General features: G+C 60.5%; 14 protein-coding genes and 1 pseudogene. 5 read left to right on the top strand and 10 right to left on the bottom strand.

All coding sequences use genetic code 11. The annotated features are described in order from the left end of the window. Nucleotides 1–588: 588 nt before the first annotated feature. Nucleotides 589–1,914 (bottom strand): type II toxin-antitoxin system HipA family toxin, encoded by a 1,326-nt coding sequence (locus HWY30_RS38125; RefSeq protein ID WP_090811042.1) that lies wholly within the window; start codon nt 1,912–1,914, stop codon nt 589–591. Beyond that, the gene (locus tag HWY30_RS38120) at nt 1,914–2,294 is read right to left on the bottom strand and encodes a helix-turn-helix domain-containing protein (RefSeq protein WP_244145165.1); all 381 of its coding nucleotides are present in this window, start codon (nt 2,292–2,294) and stop codon (nt 1,914–1,916) included. Before HWY30_RS38120 ends, HWY30_RS38125 begins: the two co-directional genes overlap by 1 nt. Before the next feature lie 207 nt (nt 2,295–2,501). Here HWY30_RS38120 and HWY30_RS38115 point away from each other — a divergent pair, with 207 nt between their 5' ends. Continuing rightward, nucleotides 2,502–2,726 carry a hypothetical protein gene (locus tag HWY30_RS38115; RefSeq protein ID WP_167368781.1) on the top strand — a complete coding sequence of 75 codons (225 nt, stop codon included), beginning with the start codon at nt 2,502–2,504 and terminating at the stop codon, nt 2,724–2,726. A gap of 121 nt (nt 2,727–2,847) precedes the next feature. On the opposite strand, the gene HWY30_RS38110 is transcribed toward HWY30_RS38115, so the two are convergent. Beyond that, a complete protein-coding gene (locus tag HWY30_RS38110; protein ID WP_090811045.1) occupies nt 2,848–3,720 on the bottom strand; it encodes a LysR family transcriptional regulator in 873 nt (290 codons plus the stop codon). 112 nt (nt 3,721–3,832) lie between these two features. Here HWY30_RS38110 and HWY30_RS38105 point away from each other — a divergent pair, with 112 nt between their 5' ends. Continuing rightward, nucleotides 3,833–5,230 carry an MFS transporter gene (locus HWY30_RS38105; protein ID WP_244145164.1) on the top strand — a complete coding sequence of 466 codons (1,398 nt, stop codon included), beginning with the start codon at nt 3,833–3,835 and terminating at the stop codon, nt 5,228–5,230. Nucleotides 5,231–5,429: 199 nt separating this feature from the next. Here HWY30_RS38105 and HWY30_RS38100 read toward each other — a convergent pair whose 3' ends face one another. From HWY30_RS38100 to HWY30_RS38090, 3 genes are all read right to left on the bottom strand, one after another. After that, nucleotides 5,430–6,107 carry a carbonic anhydrase gene (locus HWY30_RS38100; protein WP_090811049.1) on the bottom strand — a complete coding sequence of 226 codons (678 nt, stop codon included), beginning with the start codon at nt 6,105–6,107 and terminating at the stop codon, nt 5,430–5,432. Nucleotides 6,108–6,117: 10 nt separating this feature from the next. Then, nucleotides 6,118–7,440 (bottom strand): DUF2254 domain-containing protein, encoded by a 1,323-nt coding sequence (locus tag HWY30_RS38095; protein ID WP_090811051.1) that lies wholly within the window; start codon nt 7,438–7,440, stop codon nt 6,118–6,120. Nucleotides 7,441–7,610: 170 nt separating this feature from the next. Continuing rightward, entirely contained in the window at nt 7,611–10,376 is a 2,766-nt protein-coding gene (locus tag HWY30_RS38090) for an MGH1-like glycoside hydrolase domain-containing protein (protein WP_090811053.1), read from the bottom strand. A 204-nt stretch (nt 10,377–10,580) separates the two neighbouring features. On the opposite strand from HWY30_RS38090, the gene HWY30_RS38085 reads away from it, so the two are divergent. Beyond that, entirely contained in the window at nt 10,581–12,302 is a 1,722-nt protein-coding gene (locus tag HWY30_RS38085; protein ID WP_090811055.1) for a dihydroxy-acid dehydratase, read from the top strand. Nucleotides 12,303–12,522: 220 nt separating this feature from the next. On the opposite strand, the gene HWY30_RS38080 is transcribed toward HWY30_RS38085, so the two are convergent. Together HWY30_RS38080 and HWY30_RS38075 are read right to left on the bottom strand one after the other, a co-directional pair. Then, complete coding sequence (locus tag HWY30_RS38080; RefSeq protein ID WP_090811057.1) at nt 12,523–12,819, bottom strand: hypothetical protein; 297 nt, start codon at nt 12,817–12,819, stop codon at nt 12,523–12,525. A 13-nt stretch (nt 12,820–12,832) separates the two neighbouring features. After that, a complete protein-coding gene (locus HWY30_RS38075; RefSeq protein WP_090811059.1) occupies nt 12,833–14,560 on the bottom strand; it encodes a methyl-accepting chemotaxis protein in 1,728 nt (575 codons plus the stop codon). Between the two features lie 363 nt (nt 14,561–14,923). On the opposite strand from HWY30_RS38075, the gene HWY30_RS38070 reads away from it, so the two are divergent. Then, entirely contained in the window at nt 14,924–15,232 is a 309-nt protein-coding gene (locus HWY30_RS38070) for a DUF4148 domain-containing protein (protein ID WP_090811061.1), read from the top strand. A gap of 470 nt (nt 15,233–15,702) precedes the next feature. Next, complete coding sequence (locus HWY30_RS38065; protein ID WP_244145163.1) at nt 15,703–16,338, top strand: NmrA family NAD(P)-binding protein; 636 nt, start codon at nt 15,703–15,705, stop codon at nt 16,336–16,338. 216 nt (nt 16,339–16,554) lie between these two features. Here HWY30_RS38065 and HWY30_RS38060 read toward each other — a convergent pair whose 3' ends face one another. Next, complete coding sequence (locus tag HWY30_RS38060) at nt 16,555–17,358, bottom strand: hypothetical protein (protein ID WP_090811063.1); 804 nt, start codon at nt 17,356–17,358, stop codon at nt 16,555–16,557. A gap of 225 nt (nt 17,359–17,583) precedes the next feature. Further along, nucleotides 17,584–17,997 (bottom strand): annotated as a pseudogene (locus HWY30_RS41220) (MFS transporter); the annotation flags it as partial.

The raw sequence follows: 17,997 nt of genomic DNA, 5'->3' as shown, positions 1-17,997 counted from the left end.
TGGCGCCGCGGGCTGATAGGCTGGAGGGTCTGACTCATGGCTCTGCTCCCGTTGAATGACGAGGCGGATTGCCTCGCCGATCAACATGAAAACAGAGTCGGTTTCCCTTCCGTTACCACTACCCAAAGCCGTAGCCCATTACCGCGCGAGCGGTTTAGTCCATCGACCCGAAGCAGTCCATCGGCCAGTATCTCTGACAGGCTGCTTTCCGCGCGCGAACAGACGCCGGGACAAGAACCCGATAGCTGTGGCATGGGCTATCTGCCGTGCCAGCCGTACTATTTCGATCGTAGGCGGCGGCCCTTGGTTTTGGAGCAACCAAAACGCGAGAATTTGCATCCTTTCGAATCAACGGGTTACGCCGGTCCACGACGAATAAGCTGAGACACGCACAGCCATAAATCGAGAATTTGCCACGCTGGCGTCGGCGACCTCAAAATGCCGGATTCGAAAACCAAACGGGTTCCCATCGGAAATGGCATTGGCGTTTCGCAGAATCGCCGTTCAGAAATAACATTTCATATGTTACTACCCCGCCAATCGAATGCCACGCCGGCGACGCCTGACCAGACGGTCCGATTGGCCGGTTTATTGTTCCAGAAAGGACGCTACCGTATCCCAGTTGTCGTTCTCAAAAGCGGGCGCGACCTTGTCGATTTCATCATCACCCATTCCCACGGCCGGGGACCGGGCGAGTCGTTTCCAGTCGTTCAGGGCAGCCATCATCCGGGTCAGGATTGCATGAGTGTCGTCATCGGACACGCCAAAGTATGCCGCTGCATCCAGCGCCTCCTGGATATCTCCGGTTTCACCGGTCGCTTCGGTCACGGCGGTTTTCAGGATGGGTTCCTTGTCGGGGAACGGGTTCACGTCAAACAGCGGGGCGAGCCGCCACTGACCCCCGCCGCTGTGCAGGAAGCCGTGGTTGTGCATGTGGTCATCCACGTTGGTGATGAGCATGCTGAAGCAGATGCGCGCCCAAAGCTCCTGCTTGTCTTCGAGGGGTCTCGGGGAGAACCGGTCAATGGCCTCCGCAATCTGCGTGTATGCGCCATCTTCCCTGGAATCCAGCTGCAGCAGCGAGGCCGCAGACAGGTAAGGGATGCGACCGCCAGCCCGGGGTCGGTCAAACCGCACGATAAGCGCGACAGCCTGGGTGCCAGACATGATGACTTCGGCCTCGGATGCATTCAGGCCCGCCTCTTTCGCGAGCAACAGCGCCAGCACCTCACCGCGCGCCACGTCACGCGTATCACTCACGCTCGGAAACTTGGCGATGGTCAGGGTGCCGTCGGGCTTCAGGACCGTTGCTTTGGGTCGCATACCGCCGAGCGAGGTGCCGCGCCCTTTCAGATACGCGAGGTCCGTCGCCGTTTCCTTGCCGGATTCGACCGCTTTCGACGCCTGAATCAAGGTCTGCAGCGGGACCTCGTGAGTTCCTTCAGGCAAGTTGTCGTCATGGGGCACATCGAGGAAGGGGCTGTCGGCATTGTCCCTAAAGCGCAGTGCGCCAATGCGGCTGGAATCCAGCACCCCCAGCAAATAGTCCAGGTCTGACAGCTGTGCGGAACCGGCGTCTCGGCCGGCGTCTTTTTCAGCCTTGCGCCGTTGGGCATGGGCGCGGTTAATGACACGGCGTCCCCAGCCATCAGGCTCAGTATCGGCAATGGCACCCGCAAAGGTAGAAGTCTCCTTGCTTCCCGTGCGGTATTGAAAGTCGGTGCTCAGGGGGAGGTCCGGAGACAGTGCGAAGCAATCTGGATTACTGAGCCAGGCGGGGGAGTACCGGAACGCCGAGACCTCTTTTTGCCCCTGTCTGGAAAATTGCAGTTCGCCCACTTCCAGTCCCGTATCGCCCAGATAGACGAGCAGCGTCCGCGTTGTGCTGGTTTTTGCTTTTTTTGTCGTTGCCATTACAGGGCTCCACTGTCCGGGTTGGTTTTGCGTACCCGGATGCGTTTGGCTACCGCCTTGTTCATGAGCGCTAGGCCGAGCGCATCATTGGTGGTGTTCAGGGCCTTGTTGAGCTCGGGGAGGAGGTTCAGGATGTTCAGGACCCGAACCACAGCGCCCCACGACACTCCGGGGTCGCCCTGTTCCAGCCGGTAGAGCGTCTTTTTTGAGATGCCCGCCCGCTCCGCCATGGATGACGTAGAAAGCCCCCGGCGTCGGCGGGCCAGCGCAAGGTCATCTCCGGCAGCAACCAGCGCACGCTCGACCGGTAAGGGCATCGGACTTTCGGTGAAGCGGCCGGAAGGTTTGGGTGTCGCCGCTGTTTTTGGTTTATCGGTCATATCTGAACCCTTAACGTGTTAATGCGTCATATTTGACCACTGTACGACATCCCTCATGTGGACGCCAGTGCGATGTTGAAAACGGTCAGATATGGGCCAATATTTCACTTAAGAGGTCATATTTGACTCTTTATCTTGGAATCAGGCGCGTGAAGGGGCCGGAGGCTCCCTGTTGAAAAACGCCCACCCAACCGTGAGCGCGACATCATGTTCCTGTCGAGGGTGGCCGACCCCGAGCGCTGCCACGCGCTTTCAGGGAACGCCTATGACCAGCGTTTCAACGTCGCGGCGAGTCGTGCGCGCGGGCTGGACCTTCTGGCGATGCTTCGCGTCGACGTGGTGTCTGCGCAAGGAGAAATCTTCGAGGAGCTGATTGAGCGACTCACGAGCATGGGCATCGAGCCTCTAGGTCGCGAACATCGTCTGACTTAGAGCTCTGCATGTCTGAGAATCGCCCAAATGTGTACCCTATTAAAAAAAGACCCATAAATTTCTCAACTTACGGGTCCTAGATTCTCAGGTTATGCGTCTACCTACATTTGGCATCCGCCGTCTAACCGCTTATCGTAAAGGCGGAATGTTCCGCCACGATTTTCAGCAGAAAGTCCATCACTGCCCGTACTTGCGGCGAACGCCGCAAATCCCGATGCACAGCCATCCAGATATCACGCGAAAACCGTTCGCCGTCGTATGCGACGCGTTGTAGATTCGCATCGGTATCTGCCAGGAAGCACGGGAGGCCAGCCACGCCGGCGCCTGCTCGGGTCGCTGCAAGGTGGCCCGTGATATCGCTGATTTCGCAAGCAATAGGTCGCCCTCTTGCAACGCTCATCAACCACTTCTGCTGTGGCATGTCCGCGAATCCGGCATCGTAGACGATGAATTCCCATGCAGATGGATTGTGCAGGTGCGGATAGTCCCTGCTCGCGTATAGGTCGAACGGCATACGCCCTAGCTTGCGTACGACGCTGGTCGCTTCCTCCGGACGAACCAGCCTTAAGGCGATATCCGCCTCCCTTCGGCTAAGGGAAACCTGTCGTGCCTGGCCAGAAACAGACAACTGGACGCCGGGATTTGCAAGCCGGAATTCCGCCAGATGCTTCACCAGAAAACTGGCCACTAGTACCGGCGGTGCGCTCAGCGTGACTTTGCCGCTAAGCGGGGATAGGCTGGCATCAAGGAACCGTTCAATCGCGTACGCGTTCTCTTCCATTCCCTGCGCGAGTTCGAACACGCGCTGCCCAGCGAGAGTGAGTTTGCAGGCCCTGGGGAGCCGTTCGACAAGGCGCGTCTGGACCTCGTCCTCGAGTGCGCTCAAGCGTCGGCTCACCGTCGCGTGATCAACCTTCAGATCGCGCGCGGCCCCTGACAACGTACCGATGCGGGCGACAGCCAGGAAATGACGAATATTTTCCCAATCGAACATCTGTGCAATTTCTCAAGGATAGTGTGCGGTTTTGGGGAATATTCGCACAAAGGCGACATGCCTACCATGAGACTCGTTCAGTCGATAAGGGTGATTCCAGATGAGCATGTCTATGAGCCGCGATCAACGCGGCACTCTCGCCGCCGCAGGGCTGGGCTTTGTCGTTGTTTTGCTTGATGTCAGCGTTGTTAACGTCGCTCTTGACGCTTTGCGAGCCCGTTTCACCACGGACGTGACCGGCCTGCAATGGGTTGTCAACGCGTACACGCTGGCATTCGCGTCGCTGCTTCTCACCACGGGCGCCTTAGGTGATCGCTTCGGCGCAAAGCGAATCTTCACTGCTGGATTCGCCGTCTTTACTGTGGCATCGATTGCATGTGGGATCGCGTACTCGTTGCCGATTCTTGTGGCTGCACGCGTCGTACAGGGCATGGGCGCTGCGCTGTTGGTGCCCAATTCGCTGGCTATGCTGCGCCAGGCGTTCCCTGATACGGAGCAAAGAGGCCGAGCGGTGGGCTGGTGGGGAGCTGCAGGCGGAATTGCACTTGCAGCAGGACCTGTGCTAGGTGGGCTGCTGGTGACTCACGTGGGCTGGCGCAGCATTTTTCTGATTAACCTGCCGATCGGAATTGCAGGCGTGAGCCTTACTCTCCGTCATGCGGCGACAGCCGCACGGGCGCATAGCCGAAGCATTGACGTTGCCGGCCAAGTGGCGGCCATTCTGGCGCTCGTCGCTCTGACCGTGTGCCTCACGGAAGCGGCCCGGTTTGGATGGCATCATCCGTTGGTCTATGGTGCGCTACTGTTCTCAGTTGTTGCCGCCTGGGCGTTTCTGTGGCTTGAGTCACGCCGTACGGAACCCATGCTCCCATTGGCTCTTTTTCGAACGACTACGTTCTCCGCAGCCTCGGCCGCCGGCGTCATCGTGAACTTTGCCTACTACGGTTTGATCTTTGTTTTTAGTCTCTTCTTTCAGATAGAGCAGCAGTTATCAGCTCAGTGGACCGGCCTCGCGTTTTTGCCCATGACCGTCGTTCTGATGGCGGTGAATATCCTGGCGGGTCGGCTGCTCAACCGCGTCGGCGCAAAGAAACTCATGATTGCCGGCATGCTGATTGCCGCGTCGGGTTATCTGCTGCTGTTGCCGGTTCGCATAGACGGCTCGTACTGGATGCTGGTCGTGCCAATGCTCATAGCCGCAAGCGGCATTGCCTTAATGGTGCCGACCATGACAAACGTCACGCTGTCATCCGTGGATGCTTCCCGCTCGGGTATCGCGTCAGGAGTGCTCAACTCGGCGAGGCAGGTAGGCGGCATGCTCGGGGTGGCGGTGTTCGGGCTTTTCGTACGCGATACCCGTCCTGATGCATTTATGCAAGGTATGCATCTTTCCATCATGACCGCTGCGGTGCTCCTGCTGTGCGGCAGCGTGATGTGCCTGTACGGAATCAGAACGCCACGGCCCGTGCACATTGAGAACACTTCCAGGATTCTGGCCTCTGACAGATAAGACCCGATTCTTCAGGTGTGCAGTCGCGCGTTAACCGCAATGGCTCATGTATGCCTGTAAGCAGACACGCTGGATTTTAGCTGAATGCCCGTTGATGGCCGGAGCGAACATTGAAACAGAACTTGCCGTCTGCATCGCGACACAGGGATTGCATTGGTCGCTAGCGACATGCCGGTCCCGTCGCGGACTTCGCAACCCGTCACCTCGCCCGTGCGGTAAGGCGCGCAATCATCCGATCAGCCATTGTGCGATCGATGACTGCGAATGAGCGGCTCGTGCGCTCATAGGCATACATGGCGCCCGTCGCGATGTCGAACCACCAGCCGCTCAATACGAGTGCCCCGGCAGTGACCTGCTGGCGGACGATCGGGTAGGTCATCAGGTGCTCGAGTTGTACGAGTACGTTGAGTTGCGACAATTGATCGTGTGCTTTCAAGCTGTCGTCGAGCGGACCTTCCTGTTCAAGGCGAAACGCTGCGTTGTTGGCGTGGCATAGCCATTTATCGAGGTTTGGTGATTTCAGCTTGGCGTGCCTGGAGAATACGGCCTTCATCGCGCCGCACTCCGAATGTCCACACACGACAATATTCGCGACTTTCAACACCAGCACGGCATATTCGATCGCGCTTGCCTCGGAAAGATCTCCGGTAGAGACGCCCTCCGCAGTCGCCGGTGGTATCAGATTGCCCACGTTGCGCATTGTAAAGAGATCGCCGGGATGGGTCGATGCAAGCAGATCCGGCACGACCCGGCTGTCCGAGCACGTTATGAAGAGCGCATCAGGTGTCTGCGCGAGCGCGAGTTTGCTGAACTGCTGCACGTATTGCGGCAGCATTTTCTCCCGGAATTCAACGATGCCCATGATGAGTTTTCGCATGGTTTGCCTCTCAAAGGACGGGTTGCCTTGCTGTCGAGCTTTCCGAGCCTCCAAGCCCTTGCGAGTCGGGGATACGGGCCAGCGCCAGGTCCTCCGGAAATGGATGCTTCGAGCCGATCGCACGGTCCAGCAGGGTCAGCTCGACACGCAAGGCGTCGTGACGATGCTCCGGCAAGCACTGAAGGAGATTCTCTATCGCCGCGCGCTGACGCCGCGCGATCTGAATGCTGCCCGCGCCGTACTGACGTATCTCGCGGAAACTGATATGCACGAAATCTTCCCAGTTCGGCGTTCGATAGATGACGCGCCCAAGTCCGGACTTATCCGTTATCTCTTCGGAGTACAAAGACCGTTTTCCGACGACACGCAATAGCCGCTGCAACTGATCGATGGCCAACACGGCCGTAGTTGGATCGTTGATCGCAGCCGACAACGCTTTCAGCGCAATATCAACAAGGATGCGAAACGCGAACATAGGATCCTGTTCCATCGTGCGTTCAGTCCCGAAAGCAACCAGTGTACGCAGCCGGTTTTCATCGATTGCGTCAGAGTCTCCGTACAAGTAAAACAAGGGTTCGTCCACCGCGACAAAGTCGCCGACTTGCGGCACGAATTCGATAACCGAGTTAGTGTGCCTCGCCTTGGCAACAAGTCTTTCGAGATTCACGGCCAGAACGATGCCGGATGTACCGCTATGGCGAACAATGCGGCCAGGTACGCCTCGCTCGTGGCCAAGTCTCGGCGGGGTGGTCCGGCCCGTCGCGGGGTCGGGATAGACGCTTTCGATGACCGCGATCCCGTGCTCCCCGACCCGAGCCACGAGGCTTACTGGACGCAGGCATTTCGCCGCATAATCAATCAGGAAAAGGAATGCGACGACAGAAGCGAATCCGAATAGCGCTGCAATGAATACCTGAAGCTGGTGCACCTCGCTGTCACCCATCCAGCCCAGGGTTCTGTTGGCGAACAGAAGCGTGAATACGAACAATCCCGAGATGCTGCGGATCACGTTATCGCGCAGCAAGGTCGTCGCGATGATCCGCGGGGTATATTGACCGCCAGCGACCTGGATTGCGACGAGCAGCGAACCGAAGGTAAACACCAGAAACGCCAGGTCTGCGGAAACGATGTCGCCGACAAGTGACCGCGCTCCAGTCATGGACAGCGCAAAAAGGCCAGTTTTCGGATCGAGGATGTCGTGTCCGATCATCCACCTTCCCAGCATTTCAGTGAGCGGCTTTACCACGGCATAGATCGCCACCGCGACGAGCGGTACCGTCCACAGGGAAGATCTGAGGTAACTCTTCAAGCTGTACCAGCGGTTCCAGTCCATGTTTGCGCTCTTCCTACGATTCATGCGGCAGCGGAGGCCGAAACGTTCGCGGTTCGCCTTTGACGATGCACGTGACCTTCAGGTCGGTCAATCAGACTTTGGTCCGATAGGTCGAGGACCTAGAGTTTCGGGAATCGCGTCTCGATCGATTGCGGATTTTCGATGCCCGTCTATCGCGCCATCGCGGGCAGCGCGTCTTCGGCGACGGGCGCGCCTGCCGGTACGTTTTCGGCAGTGACATCGGCCGCCACGTGTGCCAGCTTCATCAGACGCGGCTGAAGCAGCAGCGCGACGAGACCGCTCCAGCCGGTCTGGTGCGAAGCGCCGACGCCACGTCCGCTGTCGCCGTGAAAGTACTCGTGAAACAGCACGAGATCAGACGAGCGCGGGTCGGCCTGCAACTGCGGATAAGCCGCCATCACGGGCCGCACGCCGTGCTCGTCCTTGAGAAAGAGGGTAGTGACACGCCGCGCGAGACCGTCGGCGATCTCGCTGAGCGAGCACCGGTTGCCCGATCCCGTTGGATATTCGATGCGGAATTCGTCGCCGTAGTAGCGATGGAATTCATACAGCGATTCGATCAGCAGATAGTTGACGGGCATCCACACGGGCCCGCGCCAGTTCGAATTGCCGCCGAATACGCGCGAATCCGATTCGGCCGGCTGATACGCGATGCAGACATGCGCGCCGCCATGATCGAACTCGTACGGTGTATCGCGATGCACGCGTGACAGCGCGCGCACGCCGTGATCGGACAGAAATTCGTCTTCGTCGAGCGCGCGGCGCAGCAGTGCCGTCATCCGGTATCCGCGCAGTAGCGAGAGCAGCGTGGTGTTGCCTTTGCCGGGTTCGGTCCAACGCGATACGAGTTTGGCCAGATTGGGCCGGTGATCGAGAAACCACGCGAGCCGTTCTCGCAGGCCCGGCAGGTGGCCGTATATGCGTTCTTCGAGCACATGCACGGCGAACAACGGAATCAGGCCGACGATCGAGCGAACGCGCATCGGCACACGGGTTCCGTCTGGAAGATGCAGTACGTCATAAAAGAATTCGTCGTGTCCGTCCCATAGCCCAGTTCTGCAACCTTCGCTGCAACCGACGGCTTCTGCGATATACAGGAAGTGCTCGAAAAACTTCACCGCGATTTCGACGTACGCGTTGTTCGTCATCGCGAGCTCGAGTCCGATCTGCATCAGGTCGAGCGCATACGAGGCCATCCAGGCGGTGCCGTCCGCCTGGTCGATGCGGCCGCCCGTCGGCAGCGGGGAAGAGCGGTCGAAGATGCCGACGTTGTCTAGCCCGAGAAAGCCGCCCTGGAAGATGTTGCGGTCCTCTGCATCCTTGCGGTTGACCCACCACGAAAAGTTCAGCAGCAACTTGTGGAACATCACCTCGAGAAACTTGTGGTCACCGACGCCCGTGACTTCACGGTCGAGTTCGTACACGCGCCACGTCGCCCATGCATGAACGGGCGGATTCGCGTCGCCGAATGCCCATTCGTAGGCGGGCAACTGCCCGTTCGGATGCATGTACCGTTCCTTCACGAGCAACAGCAACTGTTTCTTCGCGAAGTCGGGGTCCACCATGGCGAACGCGGCGGCATGAAACGCGAGATCCCAGGACGCATACCACGGGTACTCCCACTTGTCCGGCATCGATACGACGTCGCCGTTGCACATATGCCGCCAGTCGGCGTTGCGCCCGTGCCGGCGTCCTTTCGGCGGCTTCGGCTGACCGGGGTCGCCGTCGTGCCAGCGCGTCACGTCGAACTGGTAATACTGCTTCGTCCATAGCATGCCGGCGAGCGCCTGGCGTTGCACGAGCCGCGCATCGGCGTCGCTGATGTCGTGCTGGAGCGCGGCGTAAAACTCATCGGCCTCCGCGATCCGGCGCGCGAACAGCGCTTCGAAGTCGAGCGGCACGTCGTCGCACGTGATGCCCGGTAGTGCCGCCGGACACCAGCGCAGATATAGCACCGCGCGCTCGTGCGGCGCGAGCGACAGGGCCACATGCGCGGCGGCGCGCGTGCCCGCGTCGCGGCGTATTGCGTGCTCGTCGCCATCGACGAGGTAATCGTTGAAGCCATCCTTGAACGGGCCTGCGCCGGCGATGCCGAAAAGGCGGCGGACGTTGGTTTCGTTTTCGCAGAACAGCCATTCGATCGGCTGCGGCGCCGAGGCCGTGACGATCATCGTGCCCAGCGCGGGATTGTGCGCGATCACGCGCGCGCCCTCGGCGGACTCCGGCTCGAGCGTGAGCGACGGCTTGCCGGGCTTGCCTGACCACGCCCAGCGGTTGCGCGCCCAGAAGAGCGGCAGCACATGGAGTGGCGCGTGCTGATCCGCGCGATTTTCGACGGTTACGCGCATCACGATGTCGTCGGGTGTGTGCTTCGCGTACTCGATCCAGACGTCGAAATAGCGATCGTTGTCGAACACGCCCGTATCGAGGATTTCGTATTCGGGCTGATCGGCGCCGCGCCGGCCGTTTTCCTCGATCAGGTCCTGATACGGGTACGCATCGTGGGGGTATTTGTACAGCATCTTCATGTACGAGTGCGTCGGCGTGCCATCGACGTAGAAGTAAAGCTCCTTCACGTCCTCGCCGTGATTGCCTTGCGCATTGGTCAAGCCAAACAGCCGCTCCTTCAGGATGGGGTCGCGCCCGTTCCAGAGCGCGAGCGACACGCACCAGTCGAGTGGGTCGTTGCCGAATCCGGCAATGCCGTCCTCGCCCCAGCGGTACATGCGGCTGCGCGCATGCTCGTGGGGGAAATACTCCCATGCGGTTCCGTAGTCGCTGTAGTCTTCGCGAACGGTGCCCCACTGCCGGTCACTCAGATAAGGCCCCCAGCGGCGCCAGCAGTCGAGGTCCTGGCCATGCAGACGGAACCCTTCCTTCGAATGGAGCAGATCGTTTGCGCGTAGCGATGACATGTGACCTCCCAAACCGGGATCGACCGTCGAACACGTTCAGTGCGTGAGTCCCCGCCCATCCCGTCACGCGTGCGGCGCCGGGCGGTATCTGGATGATAGGCGTCGTTTAGACTTATCGAGGTCGGAGGCCGCCTCGCTCCTGGTTTCATCTGACGTTTTCTTTCGCTATATCCGCGCTGCATCGCTGATCGTAAGGAACTGGAAATGAATCAAAAACCGCGTGGCCTCGACAATGGCCTGACGAACTACGGTGATCAAGATTTCGCGCGCTATCTGCGCCGGTCGTTTGCCAATTCGATGGGCTACACCGGCGAATCGCTCGACAAGCCGATCGTCGGGATCTGCACCTCGGAGAGCGGTTTCAATAACTGCCATCGCCACTTTCCCGAAATGATCAAGGCGGTCGAACGCGGCGTGCTCGCGGCGGGCGCATTGCCGATCGTATTTCCGGTGATGTCGCTTGGCGAGGTCTTCCTTTCGCCGACTTCGCTGGTCTATCGCAATCTGATGGCGATGGCCGTCGAGGAAATGATTCGTGCCCAGCCGATGGATGCAGTGGTGATGCTCGGCGGATGCGACAAAACCGTGCCGGCGATGTTGATGGGCGCGATCTCCGCGGAGCGGCCCGCCGCAATGGTGGTGGCCGGTCCGATGATGACCGGGCGACATCGCGGCGAGCGGCTTGGCGCGTGCACGGACTGCCGGCGCTTCTGGTCGAATTTCCGCGCGGGGAAAGTCTCGGCGCAGGAGATCAGGCAAGTGGAGGGGCGTCTGGCGGTCACGGCGGGAACGTGTGCGGTCATGGGCACGGCGTCGACCATGGCGCTAATCGCGGAAACGCTGGGCATGATGCTGCCCGGTTCGGCGGCGATTCCGGCCGTGCACGCGGATCGTCTGCGCAATTGCGAAGAAACCGGAGCGCTGGTTGCGCGCATGGCCCTCAATGGCGGACCGAAACCGGCCGAGATCGTGACGCCTGCGTCGGTGCGCAATGCCTTGCGCGTGCTGCTCGCGGTCTCCGGTTCGACCAACGCCGTGATTCATCTGGCGGCGATTGCCGGTCGTATCGGACTGAAGATCGATTACGACGAGTTCAACCGGCTGTCTGATGAAACGCCCGTACTCGTGGATCTCAAGCCGGTAGGCAACGGTTACATGGAGGATTTCCATGCAGCCGGCGGGCTGGAGGGCGTTCTGCGCGGACTGATGCCCCAACTCGATCTGACTTGTCGCGATATCGCCGGGCAGAGTCTCGAGGAGCGTTTGAACAGGCCGCTTGCCGATCCGATCGATACGGCCGTGATCCGCTCGACGGAGAAACCGGTCAGTCCCGATGGCGGGCTGATTGTTCTGAACGGGAGTCTGGCGCCCGGCGGTGCGGTTCTGAAGCGCGCCGCCGCTACTCCCGAACTGCTCGAACACGAAGGGCGTGCCGTGGTATTTACCTCGCTCGAAGATCTGGCCGCGCGCATCGACGACCCGGGTCTGGACGTTCGCGCGGACGACGTTCTCGTATTGCAGAACGCGGGGCCGCGCAGTGCTTCAGGCATGCCCGAGGCCGGCTATCTGCCGATCCCGCAGAAACTTGCGCGGGCGGGGGTGAAGGACATGGTGAGGATTTCCGATGCGCGCATGTCGGGCACGGCGTACGGGACCATCGTGCTTCACGTGACGCCAGAAGCGGCGCTCGGTGGCCCGCTGGCAGTGGTGCGCAACGGCGATCGGATCCGGCTCTCGGCGCGGGACAAGCGGATCGATCTACTGGTCGACGAGGTCGAACTGGCGCGTCGTGCCGCTGAGATTCGTCCGGCGCAAGGGATGTATGCGCGCGGTTACCAGCGGCTCTATCACGATCACGTGCTCTCTGCCGCGGCAGGGTGCGACTTTGATTTCCTCACCGCGTTTCCTTCCGAAGAGCTTAAGTAGCGGGTGCTTTTTCAACTCCCTGACCGAAGTGCCCGCGCGACTCGATCTGTTCGGCGCCTGATCAAGCGCAATCGACGAAGAGTTCATCCCTCACCGGAGGTGTCGTCGAAGATTGCGGACTGCCTGGGCCACAGTGTTTCGAGGCGACCCAGCAGATCACCCCTTCGGCGAATTTTTGAGAACGTCTTCATCCCATTCAAAAGCGGCCGTTCCGGCTCGCTCAAAGGGGCGAGGCCCGGCTTGGGCCGAGTATGGCGAGGATGACATTGGTGAGTTCGAGCATCGCCGAATGATATTCCGCGGGCAGGGGCACGTCGTCCATCAGGGACATGGCTTCTTCAATGCCCTGCCGGAATGACGTGGCGACCTTGGCGCGCTGCTGCGTCGTCAGGTGTGGTGAGGCTGCATCAAGAAACGTGCCGAGAACCATCGCCCGCGCGCCAAGCACGCTCATTTCCCTCGTGTTGGCGGTCACGAGTTTGCACATTCGGTGAAGCGCGTCGTTCGCATTGTCCAATTTTCAGATCCGCTCAGAATGCCTGCCAGTGCTCCGGACTGCTGCCGGTCGCAACCAGTGTGGTCGTGTCTGCGGTAACCAGGGGCGCCGTCTCCAGCTTTTTCAACGCTGGAGGACGTGACGCGCGAGCCTTCGGTGCCGGCCGACGCGGTTCGCTCCGCGGAGCCATCACGCGTGACGCGGAGGCGTCCCGGTCGGCAACCTTGAAGACTGCCACTGCGTCACGCAACGCTTGGGCCTGCTGGGCCAGCGACTGCGCCGCGGCCGAGGCTTCCTCGACCAGCGCGGCGTTTTGCTGGGTCGCCTCGTCCATCTGCGTGACGGCCGTATTGACCTGCCCGATGCCGGTGCTCTGTTCTTCCGATGCTGCCGCGATCTCGCTCATGATGTCGGTCACGCGCTGCACCGACCGAACAATTTCATTAATCGTGCTGCCAGCTTCCTCGACGAGCTTCGAGCCGGCATCTACCCGAGTTACCGATTCGCCGATCAACTCCTTGATCTCTTTGGCCGCCGTGGCGCTGCGCTGAGCGAGCGTGCGGACCTCCCCGGCCACGACAGCAAAACCCCGCCCCTGTTCACCAGCGCGGGCCGCCTCGACCGCGGCATTGAGCGCGAGGATGTTGGTCTGGAACGCGATGCCTTCAATCACGCTGATGATCTCGGCCACCTTGGCTGAGCTGTCGGAGATCCCGTGCATCGTCTCGACCACGCGCCCGATCACTTCCCCGCCGCGTTGCGCGATACCCGACGTCGTACTGGCCAGCGCGGTTGCCTGCTTCGCGTTGTCGGCGTTCTGGCGGACCGTCGACGTCAGCTCCTCCATGGACGAGGCAGTTTCCTCCAGCGAGGCGGCCTGCTCTTCGGTCCGTTGCGACAAGTCCAGGTTGCCGGCCGATATCTCCTGTGCGGCGGTATCGATCGACCGGGAACCGTCTCGCACGACACTGATCGTCTGAACCAGTTTGCTTTGCATCGCCTGCAGGCCGGTCATCAACTGCCCCATCTCGTCGCGCGTGCGAACCTCGACGCGCGAGGTCAGGTCACCATCGGCAATCGCCCTGAAATGGCCCAGTGCCTGGGCAAGGGGCGTGCCGATCGCGCGCTGCAGCGACCACCAGGCCAGTGCCGCCGCACCGAGCGCCATCAGCATACCGGCGAGGGCTACGCCGATGAACCCGTGGAAGCGGGCCTGCGAGGTCTCAAACGTCGCGCGGGCAGCCGTGATCTGCATCTGGCCCAGTGAATATGTGCCGCTGGTGAAATCGCTGAACAGCGACTGCGGTGTGTGCACGGCGACATCGGTGAGCTTCGCCGTATCGTGGGCGGCGATCGCGCTGAACATCGGTTCCAGGCCATTTGCGACGTACGCGTCGCGCTTCGCGTTCACGTCGGCCGCGCGGCTCGCCTCCTCGGGTCCGGAGAACGGCAGCGCGCGATACGCGTCCCACGCCTGCTTCGACTCAGCGAGCAGATCCCGGGCGATCTGCACTCGTTGGGGTACGTCCGGACTGGCCGGATCAAGCGCGATGAGAAGCAGCCAGAGGCGCGTCCTCGATAGTGCTACGTTTGCCCGACCGAGCGCCTCGGAAGAAGCCAGCCGGCTGGAATACAGCTCCTTCAAATCGTTGTTGCACATCGACACGCTGGCGATGCCCATGACGCCGCCAAGGACCAGCAGCACGGCGAGAAAAGCCATCGCCAGCGCCAGGCGGACACGGATACTTAGGTTATTGAACATGGATAAATTAAATGGGAAGCCGATGACGAGGCGTGCGCAAGGCGCAAGAAGAAGGAAGCGAGCAGCGCAAGCGCCAACACACGATTGATAAACAAATCACACATGATGTTTGTATACGGCATTAACCCGTCAAACTTGATGTCGAACTGCTAACCGCCATTCCGTTCAGGCGTTTTTGTGCGGATAGACGCCTGGTGACGTTGCAGACGCGGAAACAAACAGTTGGGGCGAAAGGTACGTGTAAGTTGATAGTAAACAGATAAACTGACTTCAACGACTTGGCACTCAGGCTTCCGCCCCGGCGGTCGTTGTTTCGCTAACCCAGTGTTTTCTGTTTCTGACGCTCGCAATTGGAGATTCATCATGGCTAAAGCATTCATCCCCGTTCTCGCGCTCGTGTCGGTCCTCGCTCTGCCCACGGTTGCGTCCGCTCACAACAACGGTCCCCTGACGCGCGAGCAGGTGCGCGCAGAACTCGTCCAACTGCAGCAGGCGGGCTATGGCCGCAACCACGGTGACGCGCACTACCCGGCGCACATCCAGGCTACGCTGGCGAGCGTGGCGGCCCAGCAGCAGGCGCCCAGTGGCTACGGTGGCGTGAAATCGGGCTCGGCCGCTTCGGGGGCACCGACCCAGTGGGCCTCGGATCATTCGGCCTACAAAGGAGGTTGATTGGCGATCAGCCGGGTGGCCGGGCGCTTTCAGCCGCCCGGCCCGGTAACACGCCGCGAGCGGCATCGTCGCGGCTTGCGGGTTCGCCGATGCGGCCCGTTACCGGCAGGAACAGCGTGAGCGGTTCATCGGTAAGCGGCACGAAGCCGTACTTTTGTAGAAGCTGGTGGCTTCATCGTTGATGGCGTCGACCAGCGCACTGAACGCCGAGGGTTTCAGCGGTGCTAACGACTACATCGAACGCATGCGCCAGAAATTGGGGAATCTGTCCGGACTTATCTAGATAGATATCCGACGTGCTGACGGAGAATCTCCGTTGAAGAAGCAATTGCATGACGAGAAGCACAGGGGACGAATTGACCGAAGGCGTCATAGATCAGCATGGCAATCGAAGTCTAAGCCGCCTAACACGGCGCTTGAAAAATAATCTGCCTCGACTTAGGAATCGTCTTTCGAAGTCCCTTGGCCGAATGGCGCAGACCCTGAGCGTCGCACGGGAAGCGGGTGTGAAAGGCGTGGTTTATCTGTCGGTGTTCAAGGGCGCCGAATACGTCGACGTGCCGCACTTCACCGGCAAACATACGGTCGAGCGCATGATCGAACACCTCGACCTGCCGGTGACAGTGCTGCGCCCCGCGTATTTCATCCAGAACGACGTCCGGCAGAAAGACCCGCTGCTTTCGCACGGGGTCTACGGCATGCCAATTGGCGCGAAAGGCATTTCCATGGTCGACGTCCGTGATATCGGCGAGGCTGCCGCGCGCGAACTGCTGCGCCGCGAGCGTGGCTCAAACCCGCTGCCGGGCGAGACGTACGGACTCGTCGGTCCTGACGTGATCAATGCGCAGACCGTGGTTTCGATCTGGGCCGAGGCGCTGGGACGTCCCGTCCGCTACGGTGGCGACGATCTCGACGTCCTTGAGCAGCGCCTCAAGTCGGTTGCTCCTGCCTGGCTCGCATACGACATGCGGCTCATGATGGGGCCGGTATCAGCAGGACGGCGCGGTCGCGTCCAGCGCGGACGTCGAGCGTCTGGCGACGCTGCTGGGACGGCAACCGAGATCCTATCGGGACTTTGCCGTCGCCATGGCTGCGGCGTGGGCTAAGGACTGACCTGCCAGGATACGCGATCGCGACTTTCAGAGGCTGGCACGCGCGACGGGGGGCTTGACGGGGCCGACCCCTGCTCTCGGGTGTATTGCGCTGCTTATGAAGGCCGCGCGGATATCGACCCAGCGTGACACTCGTGGCTTCAGGGAGCGGACGTCCGTAAATCGTCTCCAGAAGCACGAACGATTCAACGCGTTTCCCGCCGACTTCAGTCAGGGCCTCGCATCCTCAGGCTTGGGGCTCCTGGCATCAGCAAAGCGGCTTTGTACCGCGACGAGTTGGTCATCCGTGGTCGCCACCAGCCACAACCGTGCGTGCTCCGCGATTTGGCGGTTGTGGTCCTTCAACGGGCCCATTGCCGCAGCGGACTTCCAGACCACGGGGCCAATTCGGCTTCTCCTGCCCGACGGCGCACCCACCAGCAGGCAGTATGGCCCAAGAGGAAGCGAGACAAACGGAAGGGCCGGACTAGCGCGCACGCGCCAGTCGATGAACGGCGCCTCGCTGATGAGCAGGGGCGTGGGCAAGCCGTAAAGCACACTGAAATCGTACAGCGCCAATTGCTCGCGCATGCCCGCGTAGATACGTCGGATATCGTCGACAACCGCAGCGCGGATTTCATCCTCGAACATGGGTTCTTGCGCATAGCGTGCGGCGGCCTGCTGGGCGCTCAACTGATATGCGCTGAACAGGCCGAGTTCCATGCAGTCCTGCACTGCGCGCTGGACCTCTACGATAGTGCCGGCCTCCTCGGGCCTGCCTAACTGCGCTGCCCTCAAAAACCGGGCGAGCCCCGCTTCCTGGATCGCAGGACCTTCCACAGGCGCATCGTCGTCAGCATCCTTCTCGAGCGGCACGTAAATGTATTCTTCGGCCGCGAAGCGCGACTTCTTGCCTTCGTCAAACTTGATTTCGCCGTCGGTGCAGTCCAGATATCGGGTACCGATTCGGCCATGCTCCCAAACCCAATTCTTCAGGAGCGGACGTAGCGGATGCAGTCTGTCTTGATTAGCCATCGAAGCCTCCAGGTGCCCCAGTATAGATCCACATGATTATCTGATGCGCAAAGGGCTATGAGCGGTCGATTCGAGCCTTGCTCCGGAACGGCACCCCCAGCCGGGCCGGATGGCTTCAAACCATCGCGAAGTTGAACCGCGCTCAGTCTGCAATCAATCGAAGATGCGGCTCAAACGAGGGTACATTGCGTCTGTGCAAATAGCTTGGGGGTGTCATGGCCCGCATCAAAGCGGAACCGTTGATGACGCAAGCGCCGCCTTGCGATGCCCACCGACTGTCCACGCAATGATGGTACCGATTGCGAGAGCTAACAGGCATGCAGTCGGAACGAGCATTGGTGCTACATGACTGTTGGTTACCTTGCCAACGTACGGCATGAGGTTCTGTCCGAAGAACCCTCCAAGGTTTCCAATGCAGTTGATGGCAGCGACACTTGCGGCGGCTCGAGCGCCAGAAAAGAAGCGTGGTGGGAGCGACCAGAAGCAAGGGTACAGCAGGGGAATACAAGCTCCGCCCAGACACAGAGCAATAAAGCGCAACGATACAGTCGGCAACACGAGGCTCGATGCAAAGCATACGACGCCGATGCCGGCGACTATGGCCATTGCTTTTAACACCACCTGTTCACGTTTGAGCTT

The organism is Paraburkholderia tuberum STM678, from assembly GCF_902833905.1.
In the GTDB taxonomy this organism is placed as follows: Bacteria; Pseudomonadota; Gammaproteobacteria; order Burkholderiales; family Burkholderiaceae; genus Paraburkholderia; species Paraburkholderia tuberum.
This window is presented reverse-complemented; position numbering and strand designations above follow the sequence as displayed.

Coding starts and splice junctions, on each gene's coding strand:
- HWY30_RS38085 (WP_090811055.1), top strand. CDS start 10,581: ATGAATCAAAAACCGCGTGGCCTCGACAATGGCCTGACGAACTACGGT.
- HWY30_RS38095 (WP_090811051.1), bottom strand. CDS start 7,440: ATGGACTGGAACCGCTGGTACAGCTTGAAGAGTTACCTCAGATCTTCC.
- HWY30_RS38115 (WP_167368781.1), top strand. CDS start 2,502: ATGTTCCTGTCGAGGGTGGCCGACCCCGAGCGCTGCCACGCGCTTTCA.
- HWY30_RS38090 (WP_090811053.1), bottom strand. CDS start 10,376: ATGTCATCGCTACGCGCAAACGATCTGCTCCATTCGAAGGAAGGGTTC.
- HWY30_RS38125 (WP_090811042.1), bottom strand. CDS start 1,914: ATGGCAACGACAAAAAAAGCAAAAACCAGCACAACGCGGACGCTGCTC.
- HWY30_RS38065 (WP_244145163.1), top strand. CDS start 15,703: ATGGCGCAGACCCTGAGCGTCGCACGGGAAGCGGGTGTGAAAGGCGTG.
- HWY30_RS38110 (WP_090811045.1), bottom strand. CDS start 3,720: ATGTTCGATTGGGAAAATATTCGTCATTTCCTGGCTGTCGCCCGCATC.
- HWY30_RS38100 (WP_090811049.1), bottom strand. CDS start 6,107: ATGCGAAAACTCATCATGGGCATCGTTGAATTCCGGGAGAAAATGCTG.
- HWY30_RS38070 (WP_090811061.1), top strand. CDS start 14,924: ATGGCTAAAGCATTCATCCCCGTTCTCGCGCTCGTGTCGGTCCTCGCT.
- HWY30_RS38105 (WP_244145164.1), top strand. CDS start 3,833: ATGAGCCGCGATCAACGCGGCACTCTCGCCGCCGCAGGGCTGGGCTTT.
- HWY30_RS38060 (WP_090811063.1), bottom strand. CDS start 17,358: ATGGCTAATCAAGACAGACTGCATCCGCTACGTCCGCTCCTGAAGAAT.
- HWY30_RS38120 (WP_244145165.1), bottom strand. CDS start 2,294: ATGACCGATAAACCAAAAACAGCGGCGACACCCAAACCTTCCGGCCGC.
- HWY30_RS38075 (WP_090811059.1), bottom strand. CDS start 14,560: ATGTTCAATAACCTAAGTATCCGTGTCCGCCTGGCGCTGGCGATGGCT.